This is a genomic window from Streptomyces sp. WY228 (genome assembly GCF_019287315.1).
GTDB lineage: Bacteria > Actinomycetota > Actinomycetes > Streptomycetales > Streptomycetaceae > Streptomyces > Streptomyces caviscabies.
Genome location: NZ_CP079114.1, coordinates 1,876,167 through 1,889,952 on the forward strand (window position 1 = coordinate 1,876,167; position 13,786 = coordinate 1,889,952).

General features: G+C 74.4%; 13 protein-coding genes. All 13 read right to left on the reverse strand.

The genetic code is table 11. The features are described from left to right. Positions 1-19: 19 nt before the first annotated feature. Positions 20-1,276: an MFS transporter gene (locus tag KV381_RS08010; RefSeq protein WP_218784971.1), complete on the reverse strand. Its 1,257-nt coding sequence runs from the start codon at positions 1,274-1,276 to the stop codon at positions 20-22. Between the two features lie 46 nt (positions 1,277-1,322). Then, entirely contained in the window at positions 1,323-1,910 is a 588-nt protein-coding gene (locus KV381_RS08015) for a transcriptional regulator (protein ID WP_193462328.1), read from the reverse strand. A gap of 83 nt (positions 1,911-1,993) precedes the next feature. Further along, positions 1,994-3,274, reverse strand: coding sequence for a CdaR family transcriptional regulator (locus KV381_RS08020; RefSeq protein ID WP_218784972.1), 1,281 nt, complete (start codon positions 3,272-3,274; stop codon positions 1,994-1,996). Positions 3,275-3,457: 183 nt separating this feature from the next. After that, positions 3,458-6,646: a helix-turn-helix transcriptional regulator gene (locus KV381_RS08025; protein ID WP_218784973.1), complete on the reverse strand. Its 3,189-nt coding sequence runs from the start codon at positions 6,644-6,646 to the stop codon at positions 3,458-3,460. Between the two features lie 145 nt (positions 6,647-6,791). Continuing rightward, positions 6,792-7,745 carry a dienelactone hydrolase family protein gene (locus KV381_RS08030; protein ID WP_098026020.1) on the reverse strand — a complete coding sequence of 318 codons (954 nt, stop codon included), beginning with the start codon at positions 7,743-7,745 and terminating at the stop codon, positions 6,792-6,794. Positions 7,746-7,948: 203 nt separating this feature from the next. Next, entirely contained in the window at positions 7,949-8,704 is a 756-nt protein-coding gene (gene hisF, locus KV381_RS08035; RefSeq protein ID WP_015607959.1) for an imidazole glycerol phosphate synthase subunit HisF, read from the reverse strand. Further along, on the reverse strand, positions 8,701-9,108 hold the full coding sequence (locus tag KV381_RS08040) for a RidA family protein (RefSeq protein ID WP_030086817.1): 408 nt from the start codon (positions 9,106-9,108) through the stop codon (positions 8,701-8,703). The genes hisF and KV381_RS08040 overlap by 4 nt, the downstream gene beginning before the upstream one ends. Then, positions 9,105-9,830, reverse strand: coding sequence for a bifunctional 1-(5-phosphoribosyl)-5-((5-phosphoribosylamino)methylideneamino)imidazole-4-carboxamide isomerase/phosphoribosylanthranilate isomerase PriA (gene priA, locus KV381_RS08045; protein ID WP_030086818.1), 726 nt, complete (start codon positions 9,828-9,830; stop codon positions 9,105-9,107). Before priA ends, KV381_RS08040 begins: the two co-directional genes overlap by 4 nt. Then, a complete protein-coding gene (gene hisH, locus KV381_RS08050; RefSeq protein ID WP_218784974.1) occupies positions 9,830-10,474 on the reverse strand; it encodes an imidazole glycerol phosphate synthase subunit HisH in 645 nt (214 codons plus the stop codon). The genes priA and hisH overlap by 1 nt, the downstream gene beginning before the upstream one ends. Positions 10,475-10,487: 13 nt before the next feature. Beyond that, entirely contained in the window at positions 10,488-10,655 is a 168-nt protein-coding gene (locus KV381_RS08055; RefSeq protein WP_003969742.1) for a hypothetical protein, read from the reverse strand. After that, positions 10,652-11,248, reverse strand: a complete 597-nt coding sequence (hisB, locus tag KV381_RS08060; RefSeq protein ID WP_030086823.1) for an imidazoleglycerol-phosphate dehydratase HisB — start codon at positions 11,246-11,248, stop codon at positions 10,652-10,654. Before hisB ends, KV381_RS08055 begins: the two co-directional genes overlap by 4 nt. Continuing rightward, complete coding sequence (locus KV381_RS08065) at positions 11,245-12,375, reverse strand: histidinol-phosphate transaminase (protein ID WP_030086825.1); 1,131 nt, start codon at positions 12,373-12,375, stop codon at positions 11,245-11,247. The genes hisB and KV381_RS08065 overlap by 4 nt, the downstream gene beginning before the upstream one ends. Continuing rightward, positions 12,372-13,694, reverse strand: a complete 1,323-nt coding sequence (gene hisD / locus KV381_RS08070) for a histidinol dehydrogenase (RefSeq protein ID WP_030086827.1) — start codon at positions 13,692-13,694, stop codon at positions 12,372-12,374. Before hisD ends, KV381_RS08065 begins: the two co-directional genes overlap by 4 nt. Between the last annotated feature and the right edge of the window lie 92 nt (positions 13,695-13,786).

Consider the following 13,786-nt stretch of genomic DNA (forward strand, 5'->3'; position numbering starts at 1 on the left):
CCGCTTGGAGCCCGTCCGGTCAGCGGGGCAGTTCGGCGCGGCGGAGCGTGGTGACGGCCAGACCCATCACGCCGCCCGCCGCGCACACGGCCGCGCTGACCGCGAAGACCGGCCCGGTGCCCCAGAGGGCGACGGCGGCCCCGGTGACGGGGTAGCTCAGCGGGGCGATGGCGTAGGTGAAGAACGTCGATACGGAGGTGACTCGGCCCAGGTACGCCGGGTCGGCGGCGGTCTGGACGAGGGCTCCGCACAGCGCCCCGGCCAGCCCGGCCGTGAGGCCGACGAACGCGGCGATCGCGGCGGCGAGGGCCACCGAGGGCACCTGCGCCAGGGCGGCGATGCCGGTGGCGCCGACGAGGGCCATCAGGCACATCACCGTCCCGGCGCGCGGCACCCGGCCCCGGACGGCGAGGACGAGGGCGGACCCGGCCGCTCCGCCGGCGAATCCGGCGACGATCCAGCCCATGCCGGCCGCGCCCCAGTCGCGCTGCTCGGAGAGCAGGATGAGGCCGAGGTTGAGCGGGCCGACGAAGCCGAGCTCGCTGAGGGCGATGACGAGCATGAGCGGGCCGAGCAGCGGGTGGCGGCGGATGTACCGGAGCCCGTCGACGAGGTCGTGCCAGGCGTTGGGGGCCTTCTCGGCGGCCGGCGCCTCACCGGAGGTCTCCGTGGGCTCGGGCAGTGGTCTGATCCGCAGTCGCAGGAGCAGCGGCAGGGACAGGGCGAAGAGCACCCCGGCGGCGGCGAAGGCGAGCGCGGGTCCGCCGGTGGCCACGGCGACCCCGCCCAGCGGCGCGCCGATGATCGAGGAGCCGCGCGCGGCCAGTGCGCGCAGGCCCTGGATCCGGGCGAGCTGGCCCGGGCCGCTGATCCGGGGCGGCAGCGCTCCGACGGCGGGCAGAAACAGGGCGTCGACCGCGCCGAAGAGCAGGGCGACGGCCACCAGGACGCCCACGGTGGGCGCGGTGAGGACCAGGACGGCGGCGAGCGAGAGCACCAGGAGCGCGCGGGCGGCATCGCTGCCGATGACGACGCGGCGGGGGCCGAGCCGGTCGGCGAGCACTCCCCCGCCGAGCATCAGAAGGGCCCGGGGCAGGGAGCCGGCGGCGAGCACCAGGCCGGTGCCGGAGGCGCTGCCGGTGCGGGCGGCGGCCCAGGCGAGGGCCATGAAGTAGACGCTGTCGCCGATCATCGACGCGGTGTACGCGCCGAGCCAGCGCAGGACGTTCGGGTCGCGGTGCGCGGGCCGTTCGGGGCATTCCACGGTGGTGGTCATGGGTTCGTCCCTGAGGAAGTGAGGCGGTCCGGAAGGATCGGCGGGCTCACGGGCGGAAGGGGAACCCGTAGGTGTGCAGGGCGACGCTCTCCCGGCCCTCCGTGTCGCCCGCCTCGTCGCGGGCACGGCCGGCTTCCTCGTAACGGTCGATCAGCGCGCCCATCTCCCGGCTGAGCGAGGCCAGTTCCCCGGCGGTGAGCCGGAGGAGGTTCTCCGAGCTCCAGGAGGCGCTGCGCCATTCCGTGTCCCAGGTGTGCCGGGAGTCCTGGTGGGCCCGGTAGAGCTCGACGTGCTGGTCGAAGGACATCCGGTTGGCGGCGGCGTAGACGGCCGCCTTGTCCGGCGCGTCGTCGAAGTCCTCGTCGCTGAAGGTCAGTCCGCGGGAGGACGGCTGCCACCAGCGTTCCCGGCCGTCGGTGCCCTGGCCCTCGGCGGGTTCGATCAGTCCGCTGTCGGCGAGCTTGCGCAGGTGGTAGCTGACGAGGGAGACCGCCTCGTCGACCAGTTCGGCGAGCTGGGAGGCGGTGGCGGTGCGCTTGATGTGCAGGGCGCGGTAGAGCTTCAGGCGCAGGGGGTGGCCGATCGCCTTGAGGGTGTCGAGGTCGGAGACGCGGCGTCGCTCTTCACTGGGCATGACCTGACCGTAGACGCGCAGGAAACGTTGCGCAAGAAGAATTGCGCAATATTTGTTGCGCAGTTTTCGGACGTGGCGTTCCTTCAGGCGCCGAGCAGCCGGCGGGCGGCCAGCGCGAGCGAGACCTCCACCGCGTCCCGGGGCCGGGTCAGGCAGCGGCCGGTGAGCTGTTCGAAGCGGCGGAGGCGGTTGAGGACGGTGTTGCGGTGGCAGTAGAGCCGCGCGCCCGCCCGCTGCGCGGAGCCGTCCGCGTCCAGCCAGGCGGTGAGGGTCTCCACGATGACGTCGCGGTCGGCGGGGTCAAGCCGGTCCAGCGGGCCCAGCACCCGGTCGGCGAGCGCTCCGGCGAGCGCCGGGGAGGAGACGACCAGGGCGTCCGGGAGGTGCTCGTCGAGCAGGACGGTGCCGCCGGACGCGGGGCAGGCGCGCAGCGCGGTCTCCGCCAGCCGGCGGGCGTCGCCGAGCGCGGCCAGGCCCTCGACGGCGGAGCCGATCCCGGCCCGGGCGCCGGGCGGTACGTCCAGCGCGGCGGCCAGCTCGCTCAGTTCACCGGGCGCGCCCGCCAGCGGCAGGATCGCGAACTCGGCGTCCTGGCCCGGATGCCAGAGCACCACCGCCTCCGGGGCGGCGGGCAGCGTCAGCGCGGGACGGGCGGCGGCCCCGGGCCCGCGCGGCGCGGTGGCCACCGCGAGCACGGCGTACCGGCCCTGCTCCGGCAGCCCCAGCATCACGGCCGCATCGGCGAGGTCCGCGATCCTGGCGGTGCCGTCCAGCAGGGCGGCGACCATGAGGCGCTGCCGGTTCTCGCGCCGCCAGGTCAGCCGCCGCTCGGCCTGCCGGTAGGCGTCGGCGACGATCCCGCAGTGCTCGTCGACGAAGTTCCACACATCGGCGGCGACATGGACGAGCAGCCGTACGTCCTCGGGGTCGCGCCGGGCGGTCTCGTCCACGAGGTCCTGCCAGACCATCGCGCCGCCCATCCGGAAGGCGTGCAGGACGGCGTCGAGCGGTACGCCCTGCTCGGCGCGGATCTCGCCGATCCAGCGGGAGGTGCGGTGGGCGGACTCGCGGAACTCCCGGGGCTGGATCAGCGAGCCCACGTTGTGCCGCAGCGAGTGGTGGACCTCCTGCCAGACCTCGGCCCGGTCGGACTCGATCGCCGCCCGGTAGCCGGGCTCCTGGGCGTACAGGGCCTCGACGAGCCGGTCGGTGAGGGCCGGCAGCGAGGCGACGAGGACCCGGGCGGCCCGGTGCAGCACCTCCACGGCCTCGCGGTCGGCCAGCGAACGGAAGCGGTGCGGCAACGGTGCTGTCGGGGGCGGGCCGGTCAGGGCCCCGATCCGCGGACGTACGACCTGTGGCATGGCGGCCTCCACCGGGATACGGCCGGCCGCGCGCGCGGCGGGCCCGGCGCACCGGCCCGGGCGGGGCGCGAGCGCGGCGACACGATCCTGACGCCCGCAGAATGACATACCGCCCAGTCGGTACCTAGGGGTCTGCGCGGAACTCGTCATCACGGTCTCGCAACCTCCCGGCCACCCGGGGCGTCAGGGGCTCAGCAGCCGGGCCAGTTCGGTACGGGAGCGGATGCCGAGGGCGGCGAAGACGTTACGGAGGTGGTGGTCGACCGTGCGCGGGCTGAGCGACAGCCGCAGCGCCACTTCGCGGTTGGTGGCGCCCTCGGCGACGCAGCGGGCGATGCGCTGCTGCTGGGGGGTGAGCGCCGCCAGCGGTTCGCCCGGCGCGTCCCGCCGCTCCGCGACCGGCTCCCCCGCCGCCCGCAGCTCCCCGGCCGCCCTTTCCGCCCAGGCGCGGGCCGAGCAGCGCTGGAAGGCGACCAGGGCGTCGCGCAGCGGGCCGCGGGCCTCGCGGGTACGCCGACGGCGGCGCAGCCACTGCCCGTACAGCAGCTGGGTGCGGGCCCGTTCGAAGTCGCCGCCGGCCCGGCCGTGGTGGTCCAGGGCCTCGGCGTAACGGGCGTCGGCCGCGTCGGCGGGGGCCAGCAGAGCCCGGCAGCGGGCGAGTTGGGCGGGCGCGCCCGGGTCGGCGGTCCGGGCGGTCCAGGACGCGAACTCGTCGACGGCGGCGTGGAGTTCGCCGGACTCCTCGGGCAGCCGGCCGGCCAGCACGGCGGCCTCGACCCAGCAGGGCACGGCGAGCGTCCGGACGGCGAAGTGGCCCCGGCCCGGGCCGGTCCCGACCAGCGGGGCCAGCCGGGCGGCCGCCTCGCCGGGCCGTCCGGAGGCGAGGTCCGCGCGGGCCCGGGCCCAGGTGGCGAGGGTGCCGGCCTGGGCCAGCCCGTGCGGCCCCGCCCCGGCCAGCGCGGCCTCGGCATGCGCGGCGCACGCCTCGGCGGGCCCTTCCACGGAGGCGGCGAGGGCGAGCACGGCGTGCAGATGGGCGGAGCTGTTGGGCTGCCCCGTACGGCGGGCGGCATGCAGCCCTTCCAGCGCGTGGGCCCGCGCACCGGCGTGCCGCCCGGCCCGCAGTTCGGCGTAGGCGAGGTGTTCGAGGGCCTGCGGCAGCAGCGCTTCGGGCCCTCTGGTCCGTACGGCGGCGAGCGCACGGGCCCCCGCGCGGCAGGCGGCGGCGACGTCCCCGAGCACCAGCGCCGCGACCCCGGACCGCAGCAGCGCGGCCGGGGCGCCGGGGTCACCGGCCGGGTCGAGGCAGGGGCGGAGCAGGGCGTGACCCTCGGCCGTACGCCCTTCGAGTACGGCGCACATGCCGGCCCGGTAGTGCTCCAGGTCCGGGTCCACCGGGCTGCGGGCGAGGCGGTTCATGGCATCGAGGTAGCCGAGTGCGTCCCCCGCCGCCCAGGCGGCCTCGGCCGCGCCGAGGAGGGCGTCGAGGGCCCGGCGGGGATCGTGCGGCGCGAGCAGCCCGGCCGAGGCGAGCAACGCTTCGTGGGCGTCGGCCGCGGGCCCGGAGCGCAGGGCGAGCATGCCGTGCACGTAGGGCGCGAGACCCTGCCCGGGATCGCCGCCCGGGCCCGCCGCGCCGACCGTACGCGGTCCGGCCCTGGCCAGCAGGGCACGCGCCAGGCACGGGTCGCCCGCCAGCCCCGCCTGCTCGGCCGCCCCGGCGAACCGGGCCGCGCGCGACGCCGGTTCGGTGGAGAGCTGGGCGGCACGGGCGAGGGCGGCGGAGCGTTCGGCGTGCGGGAAGGGGGCGACGGCGGCCGCTTCGATCCGGGCGGCCAGCACGGCGTCCGGCCCGGGCGCGGCACAGGCCCGCTGCACCAGGGCGGCCAGCGGGACGGGCGAGGCAGGGGCGGTGCCTGGCGGAGGCGCGGCCGACGGAGGCGCGGGGGCGGCCTCCGTCAGCAGGGTGGCGAGCAGTTCGTGGGCGGCGCGGCGGTGGGGCCAGGGGGCGTGGTGGAGTACGGCGCGGGCGACGAGGCGGTGGGTGAAGTGGACGCGGCTGCCTGCCCGTTGAAGGATGGAGCCGGTGACGCTCGTACCGAACAGGGCCCGGTCCAGGAAGGTGCGGGGCAGTCCGCTGCGGGTGCCCGCGCGCAGCAGGAGCAGGGCGTCCGCACCGGCGCCGTCCGGCTCATGCTCCTGGGCCGCTGCGGCGAGCAGGAGCAGGGCGCGGGTCCGGTCCGGGAGGCCGTCGAGGCGTTCGGCATGGGCGGCCAGCACCGCTTCGCCGCCGGGCAGAGGGAAGGGCAGCGGGGTGCGGCCGGCGAGCTGGTCCGGGGTGAGGCGGCCGGCGAGTCCGGCGAGCAGGCGGGGGTTTCCGGCCGCCTCACGGAGGAGTTCGGCGCGGACGACCGGGTCCAGCCCTTCCGTACCGGAGGTCAGCCGGTCCAGGAGCGCCCCGGCGGCGCCTTCGTCCAGGGGCGCCGGCTGCAGCGTGGGCAGTCCGGCGAAGGCGGTGCTGTCGGTGGCCGTGAGCAGGACGAGGATCCGGCTGCCCGGGCCCAGCCCGCGGGCCACGAGAGCGAGGGCGTCCCGGGACGCCGGATCCCAGGCGTGCGCGTCGTCCACACAGACCAACAGGGGCCGCCCGACGCTGAGCTCCCGCAACCGGCCGAGCAGCGCGTCGGGGCTGATGGCCGGGGGCCGCGCGGCGGATGGCGGACCGGTGACGGCGGGCCCGGCGGCGGACGGACCACCCGGACCCGAGCCGGGCGAAGCGGCGGATGGCGGACCGGTGACGGCGGGCCCGGCGGCAAGCGGACCAGGCGGGGCCGAGTCACGCGGGACCGAGCCGGCCGGGACGGCGGACGGCGAACCGGTGACGGCGGAGCCCGCGGCAAGCGGGCCGACCGGGGCCGAGACACGCGGAGCGACGGGCGGCGGATCGGCAGCGGCCGGCCCCGGGCCCGACGGAGCCGGCGAACCGATGGCGGCGGGCCCGGCGGCGGACGGACCACGCGGATCCGCGCCGGGCGGCGCGGCGGGCGACGGGCCGGCGGCAGCACGCCCCGCGGCAAGCGGCCCGAGCGGGTCGGAGCCGGCCGCCACCGACCCGAGCAGCGCACCCAATCCGCCCCCGGGCACCGCGCGCATCGCCCCGGTGGCCGTGGCGTACAGCACCGGCCCCCGGTCCCGGTGCGCCTCCGCGGCCGCGCGCAGCAGTGCCGTACGGCCGAGGCCGGGTGGTGCGGCCAGGACGAGCGCGCCGCCGTCTCCGCGCCGCAACAGCTCCAACAGGCTTTCCAGAGTGGCGAGTTCGGCATCCCGGCCGTACAGCCGGAGCGGACTGCGCACGGTCGTCGATGAGGTCACATCGGCACCGTACGTTCGCCTCGGCGAGGGAGGAAGCGCCGTGTCCGGGTCCCGCGCGGGGACGGGCCGGTGCGGTGCGGGCTCCCAGACGGAGGCCTGCCGCGTTGTGCCGGAGCACAGCGCGGCAGGGTCCGGAGCGCCGGATCTACGCGGTGTGCGGGCAGTTGCCCCGGTACTCCGCGATGGTCAGGCTCGGCTGCGGGAGCGGGCAGAGGAACTGCTCGTAGCGGGTGTCGTTGTCGATGAATCGCTTCAGCCAGGAAATGCTGTACTTCGCGATCGTCGTGTTGGAGGTGTTCGGCGTGAAGTGCGAGGCTCCGCGCAGCTCCAGGTAGGCCTTGTCCAGCGAGCCGGGCAGCGACGTGTAGAAGGGCTTGGAGTGCGTGGCGACCGGCGCGACCGTGTCCCCGTCCGCGCCGACCACCAGGGTGGGCGTGCGCAGTTCGGGCCAGGTCTTGTCGGTGTTCCAGCCGGTCAGCGGGATCGCCGCCTTCAACGACGTACGGCTCTTCGCCGCTTCCAGCGAGCCGCCGCCGCCCATCGAGTGGCCCATCACGCCGAGCCGGGAGGCGTCGACCCGGGTCCGTACCGAGCTGCGCTGGGTCAGGTGGTCCAGGGCGGCGAGGAGTTGGCGGCCCCGGCTGTCCGGCTGGTCGAGCGTGGTGTTCGTGTCGATCGTGAAGACCACGAAGCCCTGGGAGGCCAGGCGTGGTCCGAGCCAGGCGATGGAGGACTCGTAGGCGGTGAAGCCGGGCGAGATGACCACCGCGCCGAAGGTGCCGTCGGCGGTGGAGGTCGGGTAGTAGATGGTGCCGCCGCCGAATCCGCTCGCGACGAGCGAGGAGACGGAGGTCTGGGAGACGGCGTACGAGCCGCGGCTCGCCTCGATGGAGGCGTTGGTGGGGGCCGGGCCGCGCTCGTAGGGGTTGGCGGCGACGGCCTGGGCGCCGGGTGCCAGGCCGGTCAGCAGAAGGCCGGCGGTGGCCGCGGCGGCGGCCACCAGCCCCGTCGACGTACGGGAACGGCCCAGGAACGTACCGGTGCGGCTCGGGCGGGAAGGGTGCGGGGGGATGGTGCCGGAGGGGAGGTGCTGCTGCACGGGGAATCCTCTCGGTGGTGGCGGGGGGAACCACACCACGCGAGGCCCATGAGCCCGTCGTCCCGGGGCTGTCGGGGTGCACCGCGTGGCCGCCGGCGTCGTTCGCCGGCGTACGCCACTCTCACGGTGCGGCCCGTGGATACGCATCGGCAGTATCACCGGTCTCGGCGGACCGGTGATACCGCCTCGTACCGCGTACGGGCTCAGCGGACCGGGTGGCCCGCTTCCCGCAGGGCGCCCTTGACCTCGGAGATCCGCAGGTCGCCGAAGTGGAAGACGGACGCGGCGAGCACCGCGTCGGCCCCCGCCTCGATCGCCGGGGCGAAGTCGGCGAGCCGGCCCGCGCCGCCGGAGGCGATGACGGGGACGGTGACGTGCTTGCGTACCGCCTCGATCATCTCGGTGTCGTAGCCGTCCTTGGTGCCGTCGGCGTCCATCGAGTTGAGCAGGATCTCGCCCGCGCCCAGCTCCGCGGCCCGGTGCGCCCACTCGACGGCGTCGATGCCGGTGCCCTTGCGGCCGCCGTGCGTGGTGACCTCGAAGGTGCCCTCGGGCGTGCGGCGGGCGTCGACCGAGAGCACCAGGACCTGGCGGCCGAAGCGTTCGGCGATCTCGCGGATGAGGTCGGGGCGGGCGATGGCGGCGGTGTTGACGCCCACCTTGTCCGCCCCGGCGCGCAGCAGCTTGTCGACGTCGTCCGGGGTACGGACGCCGCCGCCGACGGTGAGCGGGATGAAGACCTGCTCGGCGGTGCGGCGGACCACGTCGTACGTCGTCTCGCGGTCGCCGCTGGAGGCGGTGATGTCGAGGAAGGTCAGCTCGTCGGCGCCCTCGGCGTCGTACAGCTTGGCCATCTCGACGGGGTCGCCCGCGTCGCGCAGGTTCTGGAAGTTGACGCCCTTGACGACCCGGCCGTTGTCGACGTCGAGGCAGGGGATGACGCGTACGGCGAGGGTCACCGCGCACCTCCTCGGTAGGCCTCGACCTCGACCTCGACGACCAGGCTCGGGTCCACGAAACCGGACACGATGATCATGGAGGCGGCGGGGCGTACGGCGTCGAACAGCTCCTTGTGGGCGCGGCCGACCTCGTCCACGTCCCGGGCGTGCGTGAGGTACATCCGGGTGCGGACGACGTCCTCGCGGCTCAGGCCCACCTGCTCCAGCGCCGCGAAGGCGACGTCGAAGGCGGTGACGGTCTGCTCGTACGGGGAACCCGCGGAGATCTGGCCGTTGACGACCGAGGTGCAGCCGGCGACCAGGACGAGCCCGTTGGGGAGTTCGACGGCGCGCGAGTAGCCGAACTTCTCCTCCCAGGGTGCGCCGGTGGAGATCCGGCGCACGGCGGAAGCGGCGTCCGTCATACGGCGACCGCCTTGAGCGCCTCTTCCAGGGTGAACGCCTTCGCGTACAGCGCCTTGCCGACGATCGCGCCCTCGACGCCTTCGGGGACGAGGAGGGAGATCGCGCGGAGGTCGTCCAGGGACGAGACCCCGCCGGAGGCGACGACCGGGCGGTCGGTGGCGGCGCAGACGTCGCGCAGCAGGCCCAGGTTGGGGCCTTCCAGGGTGCCGTCCTTGGCGATGTCCGTCACCACGTAGCGCGCGCAGCCCTCGGAGTCGAGGCGGGCCAGCGTCTCGTAGAGGTCGCCGCCGTCGCGGGTCCAGCCGCGGCCGCGCAGGGTGGTGCCGCGGACGTCGAGGCCGACGGCGATCTTGTCGCCGTGCTCGGCGATGACCTTGGCGACCCACTCGGGGGTCTCCAGGGCGGCGGTGCCGAGGTTGACGCGGCGGCAGCCGGTGGCGAGGGCGGCCTCCAGCGAGGCATCGTCGCGGATGCCGCCGGACAGCTCGACCTTGATGTCCATGGCCCCGGCGACCTCGGCGATCAGGGCGCGGTTGTCGCCCGTGCCGAAGGCGGCGTCCAGGTCGACGAGGTGCAGCCACTCGGCGCCGGCGGACTGCCAGGCGAGGGCGGCCTCCAGCGGGGAGCCGTAGGAGGTCTCGGAGCCGGACTCGCCGTGCACGAGGCGGACGGCCTGGCCGTCGCGGACGTCGACGGCGGGGAGCAGTTCAAGCTTCGGCATTACAGCGTCTCGATCCAGTTGGTCAGCAGCTGGGCGCCGGCATCGCCGGACTTCTCGGGGTGGAACTGGGTGGCCCACAGCGCGCCGTTCTCCACGGCGGCCACGAACCGTTCGCCGTGCGTGGCCCAGGTGACCCTGGGCGCACGGATCTTGGCGTTGGTGACTTCGAGGGACCAGTCGTGCGCCGCGTAGGAGTGCACGAAGTAGTAGCGGGCCTCGGGGCCCAGACCGGCGAAGAGCCGGGAGTCCCCGGGGGCCTCGACGGTGTTCCAGCCCATGTGCGGGACGACGTCGGCCTTCAGGGGGCCGACCGTACCGGGCCATTCGTCCAGGCCCTCGGTCTCCACGCCGTGCTCGATGCCGCGCTCGAACAGGATCTGCATCCCGACGCAGATGCCCATGACCGGGCGGCCGCCGGAGAGCCGGCGGCCGATGATCCAGTCGCCGCGGGCCCGCTTCAGCCCGTCCATGCAGGCGGAGAACGCGCCGACGCCGGGGACGAGGAGCCCGTCGGCGTTCATCGCGCGGTCGTAGTCGCGGGTGATCTCGACGTCCGCCCCGACGCGGGCGAGGGCGCGCTCGGCGGACCGGACGTTGCCGAAGCCGTAGTCGAAGACGACGACCTTCTTCTGGTTCTCACTCATGACGTACCTGTCCTCAGTCCCACAGGCCCTGGATCCGCAGGATGCCCGCCACCAGGCACATCACGGAGCCGATCGACAGCAGCACGATGACGCCCTTGGGCATCCCCTGCTTGGCGAAGGAGTAGACGCCGCCGGCCAGGAAGAGGCCGACGACGATCAGGATGGTGTTGAGGCCGGTCACAGGGCGCCCTTCGTGGAGGGCAGGATGCCGGCGGCGCGCGGGTCGTGCTCGGAGGCGTACCGCAGGGCCCGGGCGAGGGCCTTGAACTGGCACTCGACGATGTGGTGGGCGTTGCGCCCGTACGGGACGTGGATGTGCAGGGCGATCTGCGCCTGGGCGACGAAGGACTCGAAGATGTGGCGGGTCATCGTCGTGTCGTAGGCGCCGATCATCGGGGCCATGTTCTCCGGCTCGGTGTGCACCAGGTAGGGGCGGCCGGAGAGGTCGACGGTGACCTGGGCGAGCGACTCGTCCAGCGGGACGGTGCAGTTGCCGAAGCGGTAGATGCCGACCTTGTCGCCGAGGGCCTGCCTGAAGGCGGCGCCGAGCGCGAGGGCGGTGTCCTCGATGGTGTGGTGGGTGTCGATGTGCAGGTCGCCCTCGGTCTTGACCGTGAGGTCGAAGAGGCCGTGGCGGCCGAGCTGGTCGAGCATGTGGTCGTAGAAGCCGACCCCGGTGGCGACATCGACCTTTCCGCTGCCGTCGAGGTTGATCTCGACGAGCACGGACGTTTCCTTGGTGGTGCGTTCCACGCGGCCTACGCGGGGGCTCATGCGTCGTGCTCCTTCTTGAGTTCGCGTACCGCATCGAGGAACGCGTCGTTCTCTGCCGGGGTGCCCGCGGTGACCCGCAGCCAGCCCGGTACGCCGTTGTCCCGGACCAGGACGCCCCGGTCGAGGATGCTCTGCCAGACGGCGTGGCTGTCGTCGAAGCGGCCGAACTGGACGAAGTTGGCGTCCGAGTCGGTGACCTCGTAGCCGATGGCGCGCAGCTCGGCCACCAGCCGGTCGCGCTCGCTCTTGAGCTGCGCGACGTACCCGAGCAGCGTATCGGTGTGCTCCAGGGCGGCGAGCGCGGTGGCCTGGGTGACGGAGGAGAGGTGGTACGGCAGCCGCACCAGCTGGACCGCGTCGACGACGGCCGGGTCGGCGGCGAGGTAGCCGAGGCGGAGCCCGGCCGCGCCGAACGCCTTGGACATGGTCCGCGAGACGATCAGGTTGCGGCGGCCCTCGATCAGCGGGAGCAGCGATGCGTGGTGGCTGAACTCGCCGTACGCCTCGTCGACGACGACGATCGAGGGCCCGGCGGCCTGCGCGGCGTCGTACAGCGCGAGGACGGTCTCCGCGTTCACCGCCGTTCCGGTGGGGTTGTTGGGCGAGGTGATGAAGACGACCTCGGGGCGGTGCTCGGCGATGGCGGCGCGCGCGGCGTCCACGTCGATGGTGAAGTCCTCGTTGCGCGGCCCGGAGATCCAGCCGGTGCCGGTGCCCCGGGAGATCAGGGCGTGCATGGAGTACGAGGGTTCGAAGCCGATCGCGGTGCGGCCGGGCCCGCCGAAGGTCTGGAGCAGCTGCTGGAGGACCTCGTTGGAGCCGTTGGCGGCCCAGACGTGGGACGCGGTCACCGCGTGTCCGGCGGTCCGCGAAAGGTAGCGGGCCAGCTCGGTGCGGAGTTCGACGGCGTCCCGGTCGGGGTAGCGGTTGAGGCCGCGGGCGGCCTCGCGGACCCGCTCGGCGATGCGGTCGACGAGCGCTTCCGGGAGCGGGTACGGGTTCTCGTTGGTGTTGAGCCGTACGGGGACGTCGAGCTGGGGTGCTCCGTACGGGGACTGGCCGCGCAGTTCGTCGCGGATGGGGAGCTCGTCCCAGGGGTTACGGGGGGTGGTGCTGCCGTTCGTCACTGCTGCGGAACCTTCCAGCCGAACCGTGCCTTGAGCGCTGCGCCGTGGGCGGGGAGGTCCTCCGCCTCGGCGAGGTTCACGACATGGTGGGTGACCTCGGCGAGCGCGTCGCGGGTGTAGTCGACGATGTGGATGCCGCGCAGGAAGGACTGCACGGAGAGGCCCGAGGAGTGGCAGGCGCAGCCGCCGGTGGGCAGGACGTGGTTGGAGCCGGCGCAGTAGTCGCCGAGCGAGACGGGCGACCAGGGGCCGACGAAGATCGCTCCGGCGTTGCGGACGCGGCCGGCGACGGCGGCCGCGTCGGCGGTCTGGATCTCCAGGTGCTCGGCGCCGTACGCGTCGACGACCGTGAGGCCGTCCTCGATCGAGGAGACCAGGACGATCGCGGACTGGCGGCCGGCGAGCGCGGGCTCGATGCGGTCCTTGATGTGCTTGGTCGCGGCGACCTGCGGGACCAGCTCCGCCTCGGTGGCGGCGGCCAGCTCCGCGGAGTCGGTGACCAGGACGGCGGCGGCCATCGGGTCGTGCTCGGCCTGGCTGATCAGGTCGGCGGCGACGTGCACCGGGTCGGCGGTGGCGTCGGCGAGGATCGCGATCTCGGTGGGCCCGGCCTCGGCGTCGATGCCGATGCGGCCCTTGAGGAGGCGCTTGGCGGCGGCGACGTAGATGTTGCCGGGGCCGGTGACCAGGTTGACCGGGGGGCAGTCCTCGGTGCCGTACGCGAACATCGCGACGGCCTGGGAGCCGCCGGCGGCGTACACCTCGTCGACGCCGAGCAGGGCGCAGGCGGCGAGGATCGTGGGGTGCGGAAGGCCGCCGAAGTCCTTCTGCGGCGGGGAGGAGACGGCGATGCCCTCGACGCCGGCCTCCTGGGCCGGGACGACGTTCATCACGACGGAGGAGGGGTAGACCGCGCGGCCGCCGGGGACGTAGAGCCCGACGCGCTCGACGGGCACCCACTTCTCGGTGACGGTGCCGCCGGGGACGACCTGGGTGGTGTGCGTGGTGCGGCGCTGCTCGCGGTGGACGAGGCGGGCGCGGCGGATCGACTCCTCCAGCGCGGCGCGGACGGCGGGGTCCAGTTCCTGAAGGGCCTTCGTCAGGGCCTCGGCGGGCACCCGGACCGACTCGATCCGGACACCGTCGAGTTTCTCCCCCCACTCGATCACTGCCGCGGAGCCACGATGGCGTACGTCCTCGCAGATGGGCCGCACCGTCTCCAGGGCGGCTTCCACGTCGAACTCGGCACGGGGCAGCAGGTCGCGCAGGGCTCCACCCTCGGGGAGGGTGTCACCGCGCAGATCGATTCGAGAGATCACACGGCAATTCTCTCAGACCGTCCGGAGCGTCCGGTCGCCCGTATCACTGGCTGATACCGGTCGCTCGTACCACTGGCCGATACGCGTCTCGG

Excerpts from the sequence above, each read along its gene's own strand:
- KV381_RS08020 (WP_218784972.1), bottom strand. The coding sequence starts at position 3,274 with ATGCCACAGGTCGTACGTCCGCGGATCGGGGCCCTGACCGGCCCGCCC.
- KV381_RS08010 (WP_218784971.1), bottom strand. The coding sequence starts at position 1,276 with ATGACCACCACCGTGGAATGCCCCGAACGGCCCGCGCACCGCGACCCG.
- KV381_RS08040 (WP_030086817.1), bottom strand. The coding sequence starts at position 9,108 with ATGACGGACGCCGCTTCCGCCGTGCGCCGGATCTCCACCGGCGCACCC.
- priA (WP_030086818.1), bottom strand. The coding sequence starts at position 9,830 with ATGCCGAAGCTTGAACTGCTCCCCGCCGTCGACGTCCGCGACGGCCAG.
- hisH (WP_218784974.1), bottom strand. The coding sequence starts at position 10,474 with ATGAGTGAGAACCAGAAGAAGGTCGTCGTCTTCGACTACGGCTTCGGC.
- KV381_RS08015 (WP_193462328.1), bottom strand. The coding sequence starts at position 1,910 with ATGCCCAGTGAAGAGCGACGCCGCGTCTCCGACCTCGACACCCTCAAG.
- hisB (WP_030086823.1), bottom strand. The coding sequence starts at position 11,248 with ATGAGCCCCCGCGTAGGCCGCGTGGAACGCACCACCAAGGAAACGTCC.